Origin of the sequence: Meiothermus sp. (assembly GCF_026004075.1) — a bacterium.
Taxonomy (GTDB): Bacteria; Deinococcota; Deinococci; order Deinococcales; family Thermaceae; genus Meiothermus.
Genome location: NZ_BPIK01000001.1, coordinates 1,633,803 through 1,648,734, shown reverse-complemented (window position 1 = coordinate 1,648,734; position 14,932 = coordinate 1,633,803). Strand labels below are relative to the sequence as shown.

At 63.5% G+C, this 14,932-nt stretch carries 15 protein-coding genes; 7 read left to right on the top strand and 8 right to left on the bottom strand.

From position 1 onward, the window contains the following. Positions 1-63 precede the first annotated feature (63 nt). The gene (locus tag Q0X18_RS07870) at positions 64-1,059 is read left to right on the top strand and encodes an MBL fold metallo-hydrolase (protein WP_297560691.1); all 996 of its coding nucleotides are present in this window, start codon (positions 64-66) and stop codon (positions 1,057-1,059) included. Positions 1,060-1,154: 95 nt separating this feature from the next. After that, a complete protein-coding gene (locus Q0X18_RS07865; protein WP_297560688.1) occupies positions 1,155-1,367 on the top strand; it encodes a dodecin in 213 nt (70 codons plus the stop codon). A 1-nt stretch (position 1,368) separates the two neighbouring features. Here Q0X18_RS07865 and Q0X18_RS07860 read toward each other — a convergent pair whose 3' ends face one another. Genes Q0X18_RS07860 through Q0X18_RS07850 form a run of 3 tightly spaced genes read right to left on the bottom strand, consistent with a single transcriptional unit; the run spans position 1,369 to position 4,242 of the window. After that, positions 1,369-2,958, bottom strand: coding sequence for a gamma-glutamyltransferase family protein (locus Q0X18_RS07860; RefSeq protein ID WP_297560685.1), 1,590 nt, complete (start codon positions 2,956-2,958; stop codon positions 1,369-1,371). 44 nt (positions 2,959-3,002) lie between these two features. Continuing rightward, entirely contained in the window at positions 3,003-3,836 is an 834-nt protein-coding gene (nikC, locus tag Q0X18_RS07855; RefSeq protein ID WP_297560683.1) for a nickel transporter permease, read from the bottom strand. 1 nt (position 3,837) lies between these two features. Continuing rightward, positions 3,838-4,242 (bottom strand): ABC transporter permease, encoded by a 405-nt coding sequence (locus Q0X18_RS07850; RefSeq protein ID WP_374707508.1) that lies wholly within the window; start codon positions 4,240-4,242, stop codon positions 3,838-3,840. Between the two features lie 127 nt (positions 4,243-4,369). Between Q0X18_RS07850 and Q0X18_RS07845 the strand changes: the two genes are divergently transcribed. Then, the gene (locus Q0X18_RS07845) at positions 4,370-5,176 is read left to right on the top strand and encodes an IS5 family transposase (RefSeq protein WP_119342530.1); all 807 of its coding nucleotides are present in this window, start codon (positions 4,370-4,372) and stop codon (positions 5,174-5,176) included. Here Q0X18_RS07845 and Q0X18_RS07840 read toward each other — a convergent pair. The 5 genes from Q0X18_RS07840 to Q0X18_RS07820 form a co-directional block, all read right to left on the bottom strand. Next, positions 5,173-5,649, bottom strand: coding sequence for an ABC transporter permease (locus Q0X18_RS07840; protein ID WP_297560680.1), 477 nt, complete (start codon positions 5,647-5,649; stop codon positions 5,173-5,175). The genes Q0X18_RS07845 and Q0X18_RS07840 overlap by 4 nt on opposite strands. 12 nt (positions 5,650-5,661) lie before the next feature. Continuing rightward, positions 5,662-7,149: an ABC transporter substrate-binding protein gene (locus tag Q0X18_RS07835; protein ID WP_297560678.1), complete on the bottom strand. Its 1,488-nt coding sequence runs from the start codon at positions 7,147-7,149 to the stop codon at positions 5,662-5,664. Beyond that, positions 7,146-7,829, bottom strand: a complete 684-nt coding sequence (locus tag Q0X18_RS07830; protein ID WP_297560676.1) for a FadR/GntR family transcriptional regulator — start codon at positions 7,827-7,829, stop codon at positions 7,146-7,148. Before Q0X18_RS07830 ends, Q0X18_RS07835 begins: the two co-directional genes overlap by 4 nt. 309 nt (positions 7,830-8,138) lie before the next feature. Beyond that, a complete protein-coding gene (locus tag Q0X18_RS07825) occupies positions 8,139-8,903 on the bottom strand; it encodes a TIGR00282 family metallophosphoesterase (protein ID WP_297560674.1) in 765 nt (254 codons plus the stop codon). Positions 8,904-9,063: 160 nt separating this feature from the next. Continuing rightward, positions 9,064-11,082, bottom strand: coding sequence for a thioredoxin domain-containing protein (locus tag Q0X18_RS07820; RefSeq protein WP_297560671.1), 2,019 nt, complete (start codon positions 11,080-11,082; stop codon positions 9,064-9,066). A 36-nt stretch (positions 11,083-11,118) separates the two neighbouring features. Here Q0X18_RS07820 and Q0X18_RS07815 point away from each other — a divergent pair, with 36 nt between their 5' ends. From Q0X18_RS07815 to clpA, 4 genes are all read left to right on the top strand, one after another. After that, positions 11,119-11,595 carry an RDD family protein gene (locus Q0X18_RS07815; protein WP_297560669.1) on the top strand — a complete coding sequence of 159 codons (477 nt, stop codon included), beginning with the start codon at positions 11,119-11,121 and terminating at the stop codon, positions 11,593-11,595. Between the two features lie 6 nt (positions 11,596-11,601). Beyond that, the gene (clpS, locus tag Q0X18_RS07810) at positions 11,602-11,898 is read left to right on the top strand and encodes an ATP-dependent Clp protease adapter ClpS (RefSeq protein WP_297560666.1); all 297 of its coding nucleotides are present in this window, start codon (positions 11,602-11,604) and stop codon (positions 11,896-11,898) included. A gap of 82 nt (positions 11,899-11,980) precedes the next feature. Beyond that, the gene (locus tag Q0X18_RS07805; protein WP_297560663.1) at positions 11,981-12,625 is read left to right on the top strand and encodes a hypothetical protein; all 645 of its coding nucleotides are present in this window, start codon (positions 11,981-11,983) and stop codon (positions 12,623-12,625) included. A 57-nt stretch (positions 12,626-12,682) separates the two neighbouring features. Continuing rightward, positions 12,683-14,923 carry an ATP-dependent Clp protease ATP-binding subunit ClpA gene (gene clpA, locus Q0X18_RS07800; protein WP_297560655.1) on the top strand — a complete coding sequence of 747 codons (2,241 nt, stop codon included), beginning with the start codon at positions 12,683-12,685 and terminating at the stop codon, positions 14,921-14,923. Positions 14,924-14,932 lie beyond the last annotated feature (9 nt).

Sequence of the window (14,932 nt, the reverse complement as noted above, 5' to 3'; positions counted from 1 at the left end):
GTTGTGTCCAGAGCCGTTTACTTTTCGTGTAGCCAAAAAAGTTTGACTTGGTACAATCTATGCATGGCACGTGCCACCCGCCTGTCTTCCGAGGTTGCGCCGGGCATATTTGCCATCCCGGTTCCCATCCCGTACCCCTTCAAGTATGTGAACTGTTACCTGCTTGTGCCGGGCCCTGGGGTTGGTGAGGGCCCGGTGCTGGTGGACTGTGCGCTGGATACCCCGGAGGCCCGGAGCGGCCTCGAGGCCGCCCTGCAAGAGCACGGGCTGGAATTTAGTGACCTTCAACACCTGGTGGTGACCCACCACCACCCCGACCACTACGGCCTGGCCGGGCTGATCGAGGCCCAGGGGCCTACGGTCTGGATGCTGGACGTGGAGAAGGCTCGAGGGCACATCTTCTGGAGCGAGCCCGAGGAGATGACCCGCATCGGGCAGGCGTTGTTCCAGCGGCACGGGGTGAGCGAGGCCTACCTGAGCGACCTGGGCCGGGAGATGGCTAAAACCCGCAGCCGGGTGCACCCGGCCCGGAACCTTCAGATCTTTGGTGATGGACAGGCCCTTACGCTCGCGGGCATGCGCTTCCGCGCGGTCTGGACGCCCGGCCACGCCGACGGCCACGCCATGCTGCTGCGCGAGTCGGATGGTGTGCTGCTGGCCGGAGACCAGATCTTAGAGCGCATCTCGCCCAACATTGGCCTCTGGGCCTACTCATACCCCAACCCTTTGCAGCACTACTTCGACTCGCTGGAGAAAACCGCCGCCCTGGGGGCTTCGCTGGCCCTGCCGGGGCACTACCGGCCCATCCGGGACATCGCCGGGCGGGTGGCCGAGCTTAAGGCCCACCACCGTGAGCGGCTGGGGTTCTTGCTCGGCCTTATGGATAGCACGCCCCAAACCTGCTGGCAGCTATCGCTGGGGCTGTTTCCGGGCGACCTCAACCTGGCCCAGCGGCGCTTCGCCTGGTCGGAAACCCTGGCGCACCTGGAGTATCTGGTGGCCGAGGGGCAGGTAAAGCGGCTCGAGCTTGACGGGGTCGTTCACTATAGCCGCGCTTAAAGGCTTCTGCTGGGCCTGCCAAGTTGATTATCATTACCTTACCGGGCCATTTATCCGTCTACCCGTAAGATATCCTGGGGCCAAGGGGGTCACAGATGAGCAAGGTCTACAAGAAGGTGGAGCTGGTAGGCAGCAGTTCAGAGAGCCTCGAGGACGCTATCAAAGTAGCGCTGGCTCGAGCCCGCCGAACCCTGCGGAACCTGGACTGGTTCGAGGTCAAGGAGATTCGCGGCAGCCTGACCGACGGCTATGTGAACACCTACCAGGTCACGCTCCTGGTTGGTTTCCGGCTCGACGAGGGAGAATAGCTCACCACGCCAGGGCCATGCCATCGGCACGGGGCTCGGTGGCGGCTAGGAAGGCTTCGGCGGGCTTCAAAATCATCTGGCCCCGGCCAAACGAGGCCCACTCGCTTTGCAGCACCACCTCGTGGCCGCGTTCTCTGAGGCCCTGCACCACGTGCAGGGGCACAGCGGGCTCGAGCTCCACCCGAAGGCCCCGCGTCCACTGCCAGCGGGGGGCGTCCAGGGCGGCCTGGGGGTTCATGTGGTAGTCTTCCAGGTTCACCACCACCTGTAGATGCCCCTGGGGCTGCATATGCCCGCCCATCACCCCAAAGGGCCCCAGGGGCTTGCCCTCGCGGGTGAGGAAGCCGGGGATGATGGTGTGGAAGGGTTTCTTGGCCGGCGCATACTGGTTGACGTGCCCTTCATCCAGCACAAAACCGGCACCCCGGTTTTGCAGCGAGATACCGGTGCCGTCCACCACAATACCGGCCCCAAAGCCCATGTAGTTGGACTGGATAAAGGAGACCTGTAGCTCGCCGTCGGCGGCGCACAGGTAGACGGTGCCCCCTTGGGGCGCACCGGCCTGCACCGGCAGGGCCTGCTCGCCTATCAGGCTCCGGCGCTGGGCCAGGTAGTCCGGGTTCAGCAGGTCGGTGGCTGAGACGGTCATGTAGCGGGGGTCACCCACGTATTTTTGCACGTCGGCAAAGGCCAGTTTCATGGCCTCGAGCTGCAGGTGGAAGCCCTCCACCGAGTCGCGGGGGTACTGGCTTAGCTCGAAGCCCTCGAGGATTTTCAGCGCCATCAGGGCCGCGATGCCCTGCCCTGGAGGGGGTATCTGGTGTACCTCGAGGCCCCGGTACCGCACCGAGAGGGGCTCCACCCACTCCGAGCGGTAGGCGGCCAGGTCGGCGTGGGTCAGGTAACCCCCGGTGGCCGCGGCAAAATCGGCGATCCGGTCGGCCAGTTTACCGCGGTAAAAACTCTCGGTGTGGGTGCGGGCCAGCTCCCGCAGGGTCTCGGCGTGCCGCGGGCTGCGCCAGATCTCGCCAGGCCGGGGGGCCTTGCCGCCGGGCATGAACACCGCTTTGAAGGGTTGAAAACAGGCGTCCTGCAGGGGGCCATACACCGCCTCGATGCGCCGCCAGTTGCGCCCGGTCTCGGGGGTGACGGCAAAGCCCTCCTCGCCGTAGCGGATGGCCGGCTCGAAAAGCCGTTCGAAGGGCAGCTTGCCAAACTTTTGATGCAGCTCGCGCCAGGCGTCGGGTGCCCCCGGCACCGTGACCGGTAGCCAGCCGCGGGTGGGCACCGCTCCGCCTGCGGCAAAGGTCGCAAAGTCCAGACCAGCCGGACTCAGGCCGTTGGCGCTCAGGCCGTGCAGTTTCTGTCCATCGTGCACCAGGGCGAACGCATCGGAGCCGATGCCGTTGGAGGTGGGCTCGAGCACGGTCAGGGCTATAGCCATAGCCAGGGCCGCATCCACCGCGTTGCCCCCGGCCAGGAGCATCTCCATGCCGGCCAGGGCGGCCTGGGGCTGGCTGGTGGCTACTGCGCCCCGTTTGCCGGTCACCACGTTGCGGCGGGAGGGATAGGGATACTGGTTGAGGTTCATAGCACGGGACCTTTCTGAAATTGGGCGTAATTTTTGCACCCGCCCTACTTCTTCATGCGCGGATCCAGGGCATCGCGCAGGCCGTCCCCAATCAGATTAAAGGCCAGCACCGCCAAAAAGATAGCGAGGCCTGGGAACAGGGCCATGTAGGGTGCCTGGCTCAGGTAGCCTCGAGCATCGTTGAGCATCGAGCCCCACGAAGGCGTGGGTGGCTGCACCCCCAACCCCAGAAAGGACAGGGTGGCCTCGGCCAGCACCGCCGTGGCCGTGCTCAGGCTCACCTGAACGATTAATGGCCCCAGTATGTTGGGTAACAGGTGCCGGGTGATGATGCGGCCATCGCTGCCGCCCAGGGCGACGGCGGCCTGCACATACTCGCGGGGGCGTTCGGCCAGCACCTGTCCGCGAATCAGGCGGGCAAACACCGGGGTGGTGACCACCCCAATCGCCAGCATGGTGTTTTGCAGGCTCGGGCCCAGCACGGCGGCCAGGGCGATGGCCAGCACCAGAAATGGAAAGGCCAGCATGGCGTCGGTCAGGCGCATCAGCACATCGTCAATCCAACCGCCGTAAAAGCCAGCCACCAGCCCGATCAGGCCCCCCAGCAGCAGGGCCAGCAGCACCGAGATTAAGCCCGCGGCCAGCGAGACACGAGCCCCATAGAGCACCCTCGAGAAGATGTCCCGCCCGAGCTGGTCGGTGCCAAACCAGTGCTGGCTCGAGGGGGGTTGTTGCAGGGCGCTGAAATCGGTCGAGGTAGGGCTATAAGGCACCAGGATGGGCGCGAAGATGGCCCCCAGCACCAGCAGCAACAGCATGACCATCCCGGCCAGGGCCAGGCGATTGGCAAAAAAGGCACGTAGCGTACGGTTGCTCATCTCAGTGGTAGCGGATGCGCGGGTCAATGGCCGCATAGAGCAGGTCGGTGAGCACGTTGATCAGAAACACCGCTAGGGCCGAGATCAGCACCACCGCCTGCAAAACCGGGAAGTCGCGGTTGAAGACCGAGTCCACCAGCAGCCGCCCAAAGCCGGGGATGGAGAAAACCTGCTCGGTGACCACCGCGCCTCCCAACAAACCGCCTAGCTGCAAACCGATCACCGTTACGACCGGGATAGCGGCGTTGCGCAAGGCGTGCTTGTACACCACCACCCGGCCTTCCAGACCCTTGGCTCGTGCGGTGCGCACGTAGTCCTGCGAGAGCACCTCCAGCATGCTGTTGCGGGTGAAGCGGGCGATGGCGCCGGCCAGCGCGGTACCCAGGGTAATGGCGGGCATCAGCATCAGGAGAAGGTTTTTCTGCAGGTCTACCCAGGGCTCAACGTAGCCGGAAGGCGGTATCCAGGCCAGCCGGATGCTAGAATCTACAAACCACCTTACCCAAATCAGGCACTGCAGTTATGTTTAGAGCATGAACCGCCGTGCTTACCCATCGGACGTCCGTGATGAGGAATGGGCTCTGGTGCTGCCCTATTTGACCCTCGCCCCGCTGGAAGCACCCCAGCGCAAGTACGACCTGCGCGAAGTGTTCAACGCCCTGCGCTGGATGGTTCGAACCGGTGCTCAGTGGGACTACCTGCCCCACGACTTCCCACCCCCCCATATCGTTCAGGCGCAAGCCTACCGCTGGATGAACCGGGGGGTCTTCGAAGACCTGGTACACGACCTGCGCATGACCCTGCGAATGCTCCAGGGCAAAGCCGCCCATCCCAGCGCTGCCATCTACGATGCTCGCACCCTACAGTCCACCCCGCAAAGTGGGGAGCGGGCCGGATACGATGGGTACAAACGACGCAAGGGAAGCAAAGTTCACCTGGCGGTAGATACCCTGGGGCATCTGCTGGCCCTGGTAGTAACGGCGGCCAGTGAACAGGAACGGGCCCAGGTGGGAGCCCTCAGTCAACAGGTGCAGGAAGTGACGGGGGAGCAGGTGGAAGTGGCCTTTGTGGATCAGGGTTACACTGGGGAGGAAGCGGCACAAGCGGCAGAGGCGGAAGGCATCGCCCTGTGTGTGGTCAAGGTGGAAGGGGCCAAACGAGGATTCGTGCTGCTGCCGAAGCGTTGGGTGGTGGAACGTTCGTTTGCCTGGACATCCCGGTTTCGCAGGCTGGCGCGAGACTATGAGCGGCTGGCTGAGACCTTGCGAGGTTGGCACTGGTTGGCTTTTTCGATTCTGATGACAGCGAAAACTGTGGAGCTTTTACGAACAGCTAGTTAGCAGGCTCTAAAGGCATATATCAGCAAGATGCCCAGAAAAAAGTTAGGGATCGAGATGCCCGAAAGGGCCATCACGGTCACGCTTGCATCAATTGCGGTGTTTCTTCGCAACGCCGCCAGCACCCCCGCCGGAATGCCAATCGCGATGGCCACCAAAAGCGAGAACAAGCTGAGCTCCAGGGTGGTGGGTAGTTTTTGCCAGATAATGGGGGCTACCAGCTCGTTGCCGCGAATCGAGCGCCCCAGATCACCCCTCACCAGGCCCCACAGCCAGTCGGCATACTGCACCAGGATGGGCCGGTTGAGCCCCAGTTCCTCTCGGATTTGCGCGACCAGCTCGGGGGTGGCCTCTTCGCCCAGCAGCAGCCGGGCCGGGTCACCCGGTAACACCCGGGTCAGCGTAAAAACCAGCACTGTGACCAGCAACAGGGTGGGCAATCCACCCATCAAGCGCCGCAGGACGAAGAGGAACACCGCTTTTAGCTCCTACTGACCGCCCAGGCTCACGCTGCGGAAGCGCAGGATGCCATCAGGAATAACCGGAAGGCCGCTCAGGCGGCGGCTCACGCCGATGGTGGTCTGGGGGTGGTAGACGTAGATGTAGGGCAGGTCTTCCTGGATGATTTTGGTGATCTGGCTGTACAGGTCGCGGCGGGCCTCCGGCAGCCGCACGGTGCGCGCCCGGTTGAGCAGGTTGTCCACCCGCGGGTTGCAGTAACCGGAGTAGTTGTTGGGTGCTTTGCAGCGAACGAAGTCGTAGATGTTGCCGTCGGGGTCGGGCCGCCCGCTCCAGCCCACCGCCACCGCCTCGAGCTCCAGCTTAGCGGCCCTATCCAGCAAGGTGCCAAACTCCACCTGCTCGATGCGCACCTGAATGCCTGCTTCGGCGGCCATAGCCTGATACACCTGGGCCAACTGGGCCAAAACGGGGCCAGGCGCAATGGTCAGGGTAAAGCTGAAGCCCTGTGGACGGCCGCCTTCGGCCAGCTTCTGCCGGGCCAGGGCCAGGTCGCGCTTGGGAACGGGAATGGTTTTGTCGTGCGCCAGGGTGCCGGGGGGGAAGGGCCCATTGGAAGGGAGGGCCGTGCCCAAAAACACCACCCGGTCTACCACATCGCGGTCAATGGTGGCGGCAAAAGCCTGACGCAAGGCTTTGTTGGTAAAGGGCCCCTTGGTGTGGTTGAGCCAGATGCCCTGGTAGCCGATGCCCGGGAAGTTGTTGACCACAAGGTTGGGGTTATTGCGGATGGCTGCGAGGTCTTTAGCGGCTACCGGGGTAATGATGCTCACCGCACCCGAGAGCAGGTTGGCAACCCGCACGTCGTCGTCGGGGAACGGGCGGTAAACGAGCTGCTCGATGCGGGGAAGGCCGCGCTGCCAGTAGTTTTCGTTGCGCGCCAGCACGATGCGATCCTGCCGGCGCCGCTCCACGAACTTGAAGGGCCCGGTGCCCACGGGGTTGTTGCCAAACTCGGCCCCTAGCCTCTGGACAGCCGTGGGGCTGACCATCATCCCTGAGCGGTCGGACAGGATGGCCAGGAAGGGTGCGAAGGGCTCCCGTAGGGTCACCCGCACGGTATAGGGGTTGACAACCTGCACGTTGGTGATGAGCGAGAGCTCGCCCGAGCGGCGGGAACCGGGGGCGCTGCGGTAGCGATCCAGGTTGAACTTGACCGCCTCGGCATTGAAGTCGGTGCCGTCGTGGAACTTGACGCCCTGCCGCAGGTTGAAAACATAGACCTTGCCGTCTTCCTCTACGCGCCAGCTGGTTGCCAGCATGGGCACGATGCGCAGGTTTTCGTCAAGATCGACCAGCTTGTCGTAAATCTGGTTCTGCACCTGCCGATCCACGAGGGCAGAAGAAAGCAGGGGGTCGAGGTTGGGGGGGTCGGCGTCCAACCCCACCGTGACCGTTTGGGCCAGCCCCAAACCGCCCAGGCTCCAGAGAACAACTGCTGCCAACCACTTTTTCATCGGTCTACCTCCTTGATTTTGGCCGAGTTTTCAACCGTGCTCAGGTGGGCCAACATAGCCTGACGGGCCGCTTCGGGGTCGGAAGCCCGAATGGCCTCGAGGATGCGCAGGTGCTCAGAAAGGGTAATTTCTGGGCGGTAGCGTTTAGCGGTGGATACCAGGCGGATCTGTCGCAACTCGACTTCCAGTAAGCTTACGATCTCGCTCAGCACCGCGTTGCGGCTCATATCGGCCAGGGTTTTGTGAAAGAACATGTCGAGCTCGACAAATCGGTACAGATCTCCTTTGGCTGCCTGCTGCTGAGCGAGCAATTCCTCGAGCCGGGTAACCCCCTGTGGGTGGCTGCGCTCCGCGGCCAGGGCGGCCACCGCTGGCTCCAGGATGCGGCGTACCTCAAAAAGCTCGACGATGAAGTCTTCCTGGTGCAGCCTCGAGCGCAAGCGGCGACCAAAGCTCTCCGAAGGAGAGGCCACCCGTGTCCCGTCCCCCTGCCGGATTTCCACCCAGCCGTGAAGCTCGAGGATGCGCAAGGCCTCCCGCACCGAAGAGCGGCTCACGCCAAAGCGGCTGGCCAGGTCGCGCTCACCAGGCAACTGGTCGCCAGGCCGCCAAACGCCGTCCTGAAGCAGCTGCTCGAGGTCTTTGGCGAGCTTCTCGGAAACACGGGTCGGGCGCACCATCGGAAGCCAGCCCCCTTATTGGTCAGACCACTGAACCAGTAGTTGCATGCAAATACACTAAGTTGGGCAGCCAAAACGTTTGTGTTGCCGGCTACACTTGTGTTGCAAAATCGAAATGCGCTGTTTGGCTGTTGGCTGACCAGAGCGGTTTTCGGAAAGAACCCAGCAATCCTCAAAATCAGGGAACCGCGACAAGCCAGTACCGAAGAGCTATTCTTGGCAAAAATCCACCATGAATGTCATAATCAGAACTATTCCAAACTATTGGTTGGCCTTGCAGCCGAAACATGGAAGTACATGCATAACCGGCTAAACAGGCTCATCCCAGCGCATAGGCCGGATCGAGGTGCACCGGCCCCCTTCCAAAACCAGCTCGGTCGCGCAGAACATGGCCCGACCTGGGGCAGCCTTGAAGGGGGTGGGCCGCTGGGTGATGAAGCGGCCCAGGAAGCTCTCGATCTCACCCCCGATGATGGAGTGAATGGGGCCGGTCATGCCCACGTCGGCCTGGATGGCGGTGCCATTGGCTAGAAAGCCGGCATCGGCGGTCTGGACGTGGGTGTGGGTGCCCAGCAGGGCTGCGATCTTGCCGCCCAGGTAGTGGCCTAATGCATATTTCTCGCTGGTGGCCTCGGCGTGCACCTCGAGCAATGCGTAGTCGTGCTCGACCTCGGCCAGCAAGGCCTCGCTGCTGCGGAAGGGGTCGTAGAGGTTCAGGCCCATGTTGACCTGTCCCATCACCTGCATCACCAGGAGTTTTTCACCTTTGGCCTCGAGCACCCAGTGGCCTTGCCCGGGCGTGCCGGGGGGGTAGTTGAGGGCGCGAATGATCGGCTCGGTTTCGATGAGTTCGTAGACGTCTTTGTGATCCCAGGCGTGGTTACCCAGGGTGATCAGGTCGGCACCGGCTTCGCGCAGTTTGCGGTAGGCGGGCTTGGACAGGCCCTTGCCGTGGTGGGCGTTCTCGCCATTGACGACGACCAGATCGTAGTGGGGGCGTAGGTCGGGAAGGTGCATCGCCACGGCCCGCAAGCCCGGCTCTCCAAAGACATCGCCGACAAACAAAACACGCATAGGCCCAGCTTATCGCGGCTGCCGGAATGACGGGGTGCAAAAGACCGCAGGCTCTAACTTCCCCACGGGCAGCTTCGCCCCTTGGCCCGTTGTAACAAACGGTGTTTTCCCGTTTGAGCACCTATTTGCGCTTCCCGGGAGAATATTAGCAGCAGGGCACCTAGCTTTGGGTTGCTAGGCCCGGGTAGATGACCTCGAGCTCCCCCCAGAGTTTTTCCGGGCTGTTCACAGGAAGGCGGCAGGCCCCGTGCTGGCACAGGTACGCCAGACCGGGCTCTCGGTTTTGCAGAACCGGGAGCGCGTTGGGTGGGCCATAGGCCAGGGTGGTGAGGGGCAAAAACCACTGGCGAATGGGGTGGATCATCTCTGTTGGTGCTACCAGGGCCAGCTCGCTGCCGCGGGTGCCCACCAGGTGGGCCTGGAGCAAGGCCGGAAAGCCAAAGGCATTGCGTGCCAGACTCTGGGCATAGAACTCCACCGCCGAAAGAGCCGCCCGATGCCAGTCCGGGCGCTCATAAAGCGCTGCCAGCCGGAACAGTAGCTCGGCAGCCGAAGCATTCCCCGATGGATAAGGGCCATCGTAGGCATCCCGGGCCTTGACCGGCAGGGTGGTGTCCAGCGAGTCGCGAAAGGCCCCCTCGGGCTCCTTGAAGTGGCTCAGAATGGCCTCAGCCAGTTTTAGGGCATTCTCGAGCCACCCCATCTCCCCGGTGGCCTCAAAGAGCGCCAATAGACCCAGTCCGTACTGGGCCTGGTCGCTCAGATAGGCCTGGGGCTTGAGCAGACCGTTGCGCCAGCTATGCCGCAGCAGACCGTCTTGGTACATCTCCTGCATCACAAACGACGCATTTTTGCGGGCGGCCTCGATATACTGGGGCTGTTCCAGCCAGCGTCCCACATCGGCCATGGCCCGCAGCATCAGGCCGTTCCAGTCGGCCAGCACTTTGTCGTCGGTGAGGGGCCAGACGCGTTTTTTGCGAACTTCGTAGAGGCGCTGGCGAACGCTGTTAACCCAGCTCTGGTAGGCTTCGGGCCCCATACCCAGGCTTTGCATCAAGGCCTGATCGGGGAAGCGGCGTTCCAGCACGTTGCTGTGCTCCCAGTTGCCGGCCTCCGAGACGCCGAAGAGCTTGATGGCAGCATCGGCCTCCGCACCTAGAATTTCACGGATTTCGGCCTCCTGCCAGACATAGAATTTTCCTTCCACACCCTCCGAGTCGGCATCCTGGGCCGACCAGAACTCGCCCTTTGGCCCGGTCATTTCCCGTAACACATAGTCCAGGGTCTCTTGAGCAATCCGTCGGTAGCGCCGGGCTTGCTCAAAGGTGGCCTGGGGCATTCGGCTGGCTGCAGCGTAAAGCCGGGCTAGCTGGGCATTGTCGTAAAGCATTTTTTCGAAGTGCGGCACCCGCCAGATGCCGTCCACGGCGTAGCGGTGGAAGCCACCCCCTACCTGGTCGTAGATGCCACCTTCGGCCATCCGATCCAGCGTGAGCTGAAGGTGTTTCCAAGCGGTTTCGTCGCCCAACCAGGCGTGGGAGAGCAAATACAACAGGCCCGGTGATTGGGGAAATTTGGGCGCACCCCCAAAGCCGCCATAGGCCTGGTCGAAGGCCCTGGATAACCCGGCCAGGGCAGCAGTGTGCAGTTCCTCTGACAAGACCCCTGCCCGTGGTTTGAGCTGGTCTTGCAGGTACGTGGTGAGCTGCTCGGCGTTCTCCAAAACCTCTTTTTGCTGGTGCAGCCAGGCATTGTGTACGCCGGCCAGCACCCGCCGGAAGCTGGGGAAGCCCTGCCGGTCTTCGGGCGGCCAGTAGGTTCCGCCAAAAAAGGGCCGCAGGTCGGGCATCAGGAACATGTTCATGGGCCAGCCGCCCGAGCCGGTCATGGCCTGCAGGGCCGACATGTAGACCTGATCCACATCAGGCCGCTCCTCGCGGTCTACCTTGATGGGCACGAAATGGGCATTCAGAAATTGAGCCACTTCGGGGTCTTCGAAGCTCTCCCGCTCCATCACGTGGCACCAGTGGCAGGTGGCGTACCCCACCGACAAAAAAATGGGCTTGTTTTCGGCCCTGGCTTTGGAGAAGGCTTCCTCGCCCCAGGGGTACCAGTCCACCGGGTTATGGGCGTGCTGCAAAAGATAGGGGCTGCTTTCCTTGGCAAGTCGGTTTGGCACACCCCCAGCCTAGCCATTGGGCGTTAGAGTAAAAGTGTGGTGAGACGCAAGCCCACCCGCGCGACCGTGCGCTACCTGGCCCGCCGCTTGCTGGCTGGTTTGATCGACTTGGGCGTGCTGGCGGGCTTGCAGTTTGGCATTGTACGGGCGGCAACCGCGCTGTTTCCGCCCACCCACCCGGGCCACCACTTTTCAACCGAGGGCCTGATTCTATTTGGCCTGTTCTCCCCGCTGGCCTGGTTTACCTACGCGGTCTTGCCGCTATCGCGCTCGGGCCAGACCCTGGGTAAGGAGCTGATGGGGCTTTGGGTGGTGAACCAGGTTGGGCGGCCCCCCAGCCTGTGGCAGGCTTTTGTGCGGGAAAGCCTGGGGCGCTGGCTGAACGCCATGGTACTGAACCTCGGCCTGCTGCTGGTGCTGTGGGATCAAGACCACCAGGCCCTGCACGACATGATGGCAGAGACTTTTGTGGTGGTGCTCCGAGCGCGACAGGGCGGTGGTTTGCTAGACTAAAAAACTGTGAGCGACAGCGCCACCAAGACCCGCAGTCAGACCGCCACCCGCACCCCACCGCGCTACAAGGTGTTGCTGCTCAACGACGACTACACCCCCATGGACTTTGTGGTGGAGGTGCTGATGCGCTATTTCAAAAAAAGCAGGCTCGAAGCCACCCGCATCATGCTGCAGGTGCACCACGCGGGGGTGGGGGTGGCCGGGGTGTATCCCTTTGAAATTGCCGAGACCAAGGTCAACCAGGTGATGGCGGCGGCCAGCGCCGAGGGCCATCCGCTGCAGTGCACCATGGAGCCCGAGTAGGGCCGGTTTTTGATGCCGGAATTGCAATATCCAAGGTGCCAAACGTACAAAAAAGCGCCGGTGCCTGGGGTAGGGTTTGGGCATGTATCTTTCCTCCCAGGATCAACGCTGGTACCGGCTGGCCTTTGTTCTGGCGATTCTGACCGTTGCTTACAACCTGCTCGAGGGCCTGGTCTCGGTATGGTTCGGCGTTGCCGACGAGTCCCTCACCCTGTTTGGCTTTGGCCTGGATAGCTTCATTGAGATGATCTCGGGCCTGGGCATTCTGGCGATGGTGCTGCGCATCTGGCAGTACCCCGGAGCGCCCAAGGGTCGCTTCGAGAAAACTGCCTTACAGATTACCGGAACCGGTTTTTACGGGCTGACCGGGATTCTTTCGGCCATGGCCCTCTACAACCTGAGCACCCAGCACAAGCCCGAGACCACCCTGGCGGGCGTGGTGATTGCGGTCATCTCGATCTCGCTGATGTGGGCGCTGATTCACTATAAAACCCAGGCGGGTGTGGCGCTGGGCTCGGAGGCCATCCTGGCCGATGCCAAGTGTGCACGGGTCTGCATGTACATGTCGGGCCTGCTGCTCCTGTCGAGCCTGGTTTACACCCTGAGCGGCATCTGGTTTGTGGATAGCCTGGGGGCTTTGGGCCTGGCCTACCTGTCCTTTACCGAAGGCCGCGAAGCCTTCGCCAAGGCCCATGGCGCTGCGTGTGCTTGCCATACCGGAGGCTAGCAGGCGACTTTTGCAACAATCGGAAACCACCGGCCTGCTAGACTCGAGCCAGCAGGTATGGAGACCCCCCTGACCCCCACCCTTGAACGTACCATCCGCCGCGCGCTGGAGATTGCCCTCGAGCGCGGGCACGAGTACGCCGGCCTCGAGCACCTGCTCCTGGCCCTGCTCGACGACCCCGACGCCAGCCGGGTGTTGCAGTACTGCAAGGTCAACCTCGAACACCTGCGGGCGATGCTCGAGGAGTCGCTGCGCCAGTTCGAGCGCATTCCGGGCAGCGAACCCGAGCCCACCACGGCTTTTCAGCGGGTGATCCAGCGGGCGGTGTTGCAGATGCGCTCCGCCGGGCGCGACCAGGCCAACGGGGCCAATGTGCTGGTCGCCATCATGGACGAGCGGCAGTCGGCGGCCTATGCCCTGCTGGAGCAGCTTGGCGTGAGCCGGCTCGACCTGACCTCGGCCCTCTCGAGGGGGGCCCTGCCGCGGGGGGCGTCGTCCAACATCGAGCCCGTGCAGATGGGCGAGGAGGGCGCGGGTGTGGCCCAGAACCCCCTCGAGGCCTACTGCACCAACCTCACCGAACGGGCCCGCAAGGGCGAGCTCGACCCGCTCGTTGGGCGGGAGAGGGAGCTCGAGCGCATCCTGACCGTGCTCTCCCGCCGGCAGAAGAACAACCCCCTGCTGGTGGGCGACCCTGGGGTGGGCAAGACCGCGCTGGTGGAGGGGCTGGCCCAGCACATCGTGGCCCAGACCGCAGCGCTTCCCCTGCCCAGCCGGCTGGTGGGGGCCGAGGTCTTCGCGCTGGACATGGGCAGCCTGCTGGCCGGCACCCGCTACCGCGGCGACTTCGAGGAGCGGGTCAAGGCGGTGATGAAGGCCCTCGAGGCCCATCCCAACGCCATCCTGTTCATAGACGAGATTCACACCATCGTGGGCGCAGGCTCCACCACCGGCTCTACGGTAGACGCCAGCAACCTGCTCAAGCCGGCCCTCACCGGCAAACTCCGGTGCATTGGGGCCACCACCTTTGCCGAGTACAAGCACTTCGAAAAAGACCGGGCCATCGCCCGGCGCTTCCAGAAGATTGACATCGGCGAGCCTTCCCACGCCGACGCGGTGAAAATCCTGGAGGGGCTTAAGCCGCGTCTGGAGGCCCACCACCAGCTCACCTATACCAAAGCGGCCCTCGAGCGGGCGGTGGAGCTGGCGGCCCGCCACCTTTCCGAGCGCCGCCTGCCCGACTCCGCGCTGGACGTGCTGGACGAGGCCGGGGCCGCCCAGGCCCTGCTGCCGCCGGGCAAGCGCAAGAACCGCATCGGGGTGGCCGAGGTCGAGGCCACCGTGGCCCGCATCGCCCGCATTCCGGCCAAGAACCTGAGCCGTGACGACGAGGCCGTGCTGGCCAGCCTCGAGCAGGAGCTAAAACGCGCGGTGTTCGGGCAGGACAGGGCGGTGGAGGAAGTCGCCAGCGCCATCAAGCTTGCGCGCGCCGGCCTGCGCGACCCGCAAAAACCCATGGGTTCGTACCTGTTCGCCGGCCCCACCGGGGTGGGCAAAACCGAGCTGGCCCGCCAGCTCGCGGCCTCCCTGGGGGTGCCGCTGCTGCGCTTCGATATGTCGGAGTACATGGAGAAGCACTCGGTCTCGAGGCTCATCGGTGCACCGCCGGGCTACGTGGGCTTCGACCAGGGCGGCCTCCTCACCGACGCGGTGCTGCAAAACCCCCACTGCGTGCTCCTGCTGGATGAGATCGAGAAGGCCCACCCCGACCTCTACGCCATTTTGTTGCAGGTCATGGACTATGGCCGGCTCACCGACCACAACGGCAAAACCGTGGACTTCCGCAGCACCATCCTGATCATGACCACCAACGCCGGGGCCGCCGAGGCCAGCGAACTGCGGGTGGGCTTTCTGGGGGGCACCCGCAGCGAGGCCAGCGAAGAGGCCCTCAAGCGCATGTTCACCCCGGAGTTCCGCAACCGCCTGGACGCCATCGTGCACTTCAACCCGCTTTCCCCGGCCATCATGCAGCAGATTGTGGGCAAGTTCCTGGGGCAGCTCGAGGCCCAGCTCAAAGAGCGCAAGGTGGCGCTCGAGGTGCAGCCCGAGGCCACCGCCTGGCTGGCCGAGCACGGCTACGACCGCCTGATGGGAGCCCGCCCGCTGGCCCGGCTGATCCAGGAAAAAATCAAGAAACCCCTGGCCGATCTGCTGCTCTTTGGCCCGCTTAAGCAGGGGGGGCGTTTGCAGATTGTGCGCCAGGATGGGGAGATCGCGCTAAAGGCCCATCCGGCCTAAGCACGAAGA

Excerpts from the sequence above, each read along its gene's own strand:
- Q0X18_RS07860 (WP_297560685.1), bottom strand. The coding sequence starts at position 2,958 with ATGAACCTCAACCAGTATCCCTATCCCTCCCGCCGCAACGTGGTGACC.
- Q0X18_RS07870 (WP_297560691.1), top strand. The coding sequence starts at position 64 with ATGGCACGTGCCACCCGCCTGTCTTCCGAGGTTGCGCCGGGCATATTT.
- Q0X18_RS07865 (WP_297560688.1), top strand. The coding sequence starts at position 1,155 with ATGAGCAAGGTCTACAAGAAGGTGGAGCTGGTAGGCAGCAGTTCAGAG.
- clpA (WP_297560655.1), top strand. The coding sequence starts at position 12,683 with ATGGAGACCCCCCTGACCCCCACCCTTGAACGTACCATCCGCCGCGCG.
- nikC (WP_297560683.1), bottom strand. The coding sequence starts at position 3,836 with ATGAGCAACCGTACGCTACGTGCCTTTTTTGCCAATCGCCTGGCCCTG.
- Q0X18_RS07825 (WP_297560674.1), bottom strand. The coding sequence starts at position 8,903 with ATGCGTGTTTTGTTTGTCGGCGATGTCTTTGGAGAGCCGGGCTTGCGG.
- Q0X18_RS07830 (WP_297560676.1), bottom strand. The coding sequence starts at position 7,829 with ATGGTGCGCCCGACCCGTGTTTCCGAGAAGCTCGCCAAAGACCTCGAG.
- Q0X18_RS07845 (WP_119342530.1), top strand. The coding sequence starts at position 4,370 with ATGAACCGCCGTGCTTACCCATCGGACGTCCGTGATGAGGAATGGGCT.
- Q0X18_RS07805 (WP_297560663.1), top strand. The coding sequence starts at position 11,981 with ATGTATCTTTCCTCCCAGGATCAACGCTGGTACCGGCTGGCCTTTGTT.
- Q0X18_RS07835 (WP_297560678.1), bottom strand. The coding sequence starts at position 7,149 with ATGAAAAAGTGGTTGGCAGCAGTTGTTCTCTGGAGCCTGGGCGGTTTG.
- Q0X18_RS07850 (WP_374707508.1), bottom strand. The coding sequence starts at position 4,242 with ATGCTGATGCCCGCCATTACCCTGGGTACCGCGCTGGCCGGCGCCATC.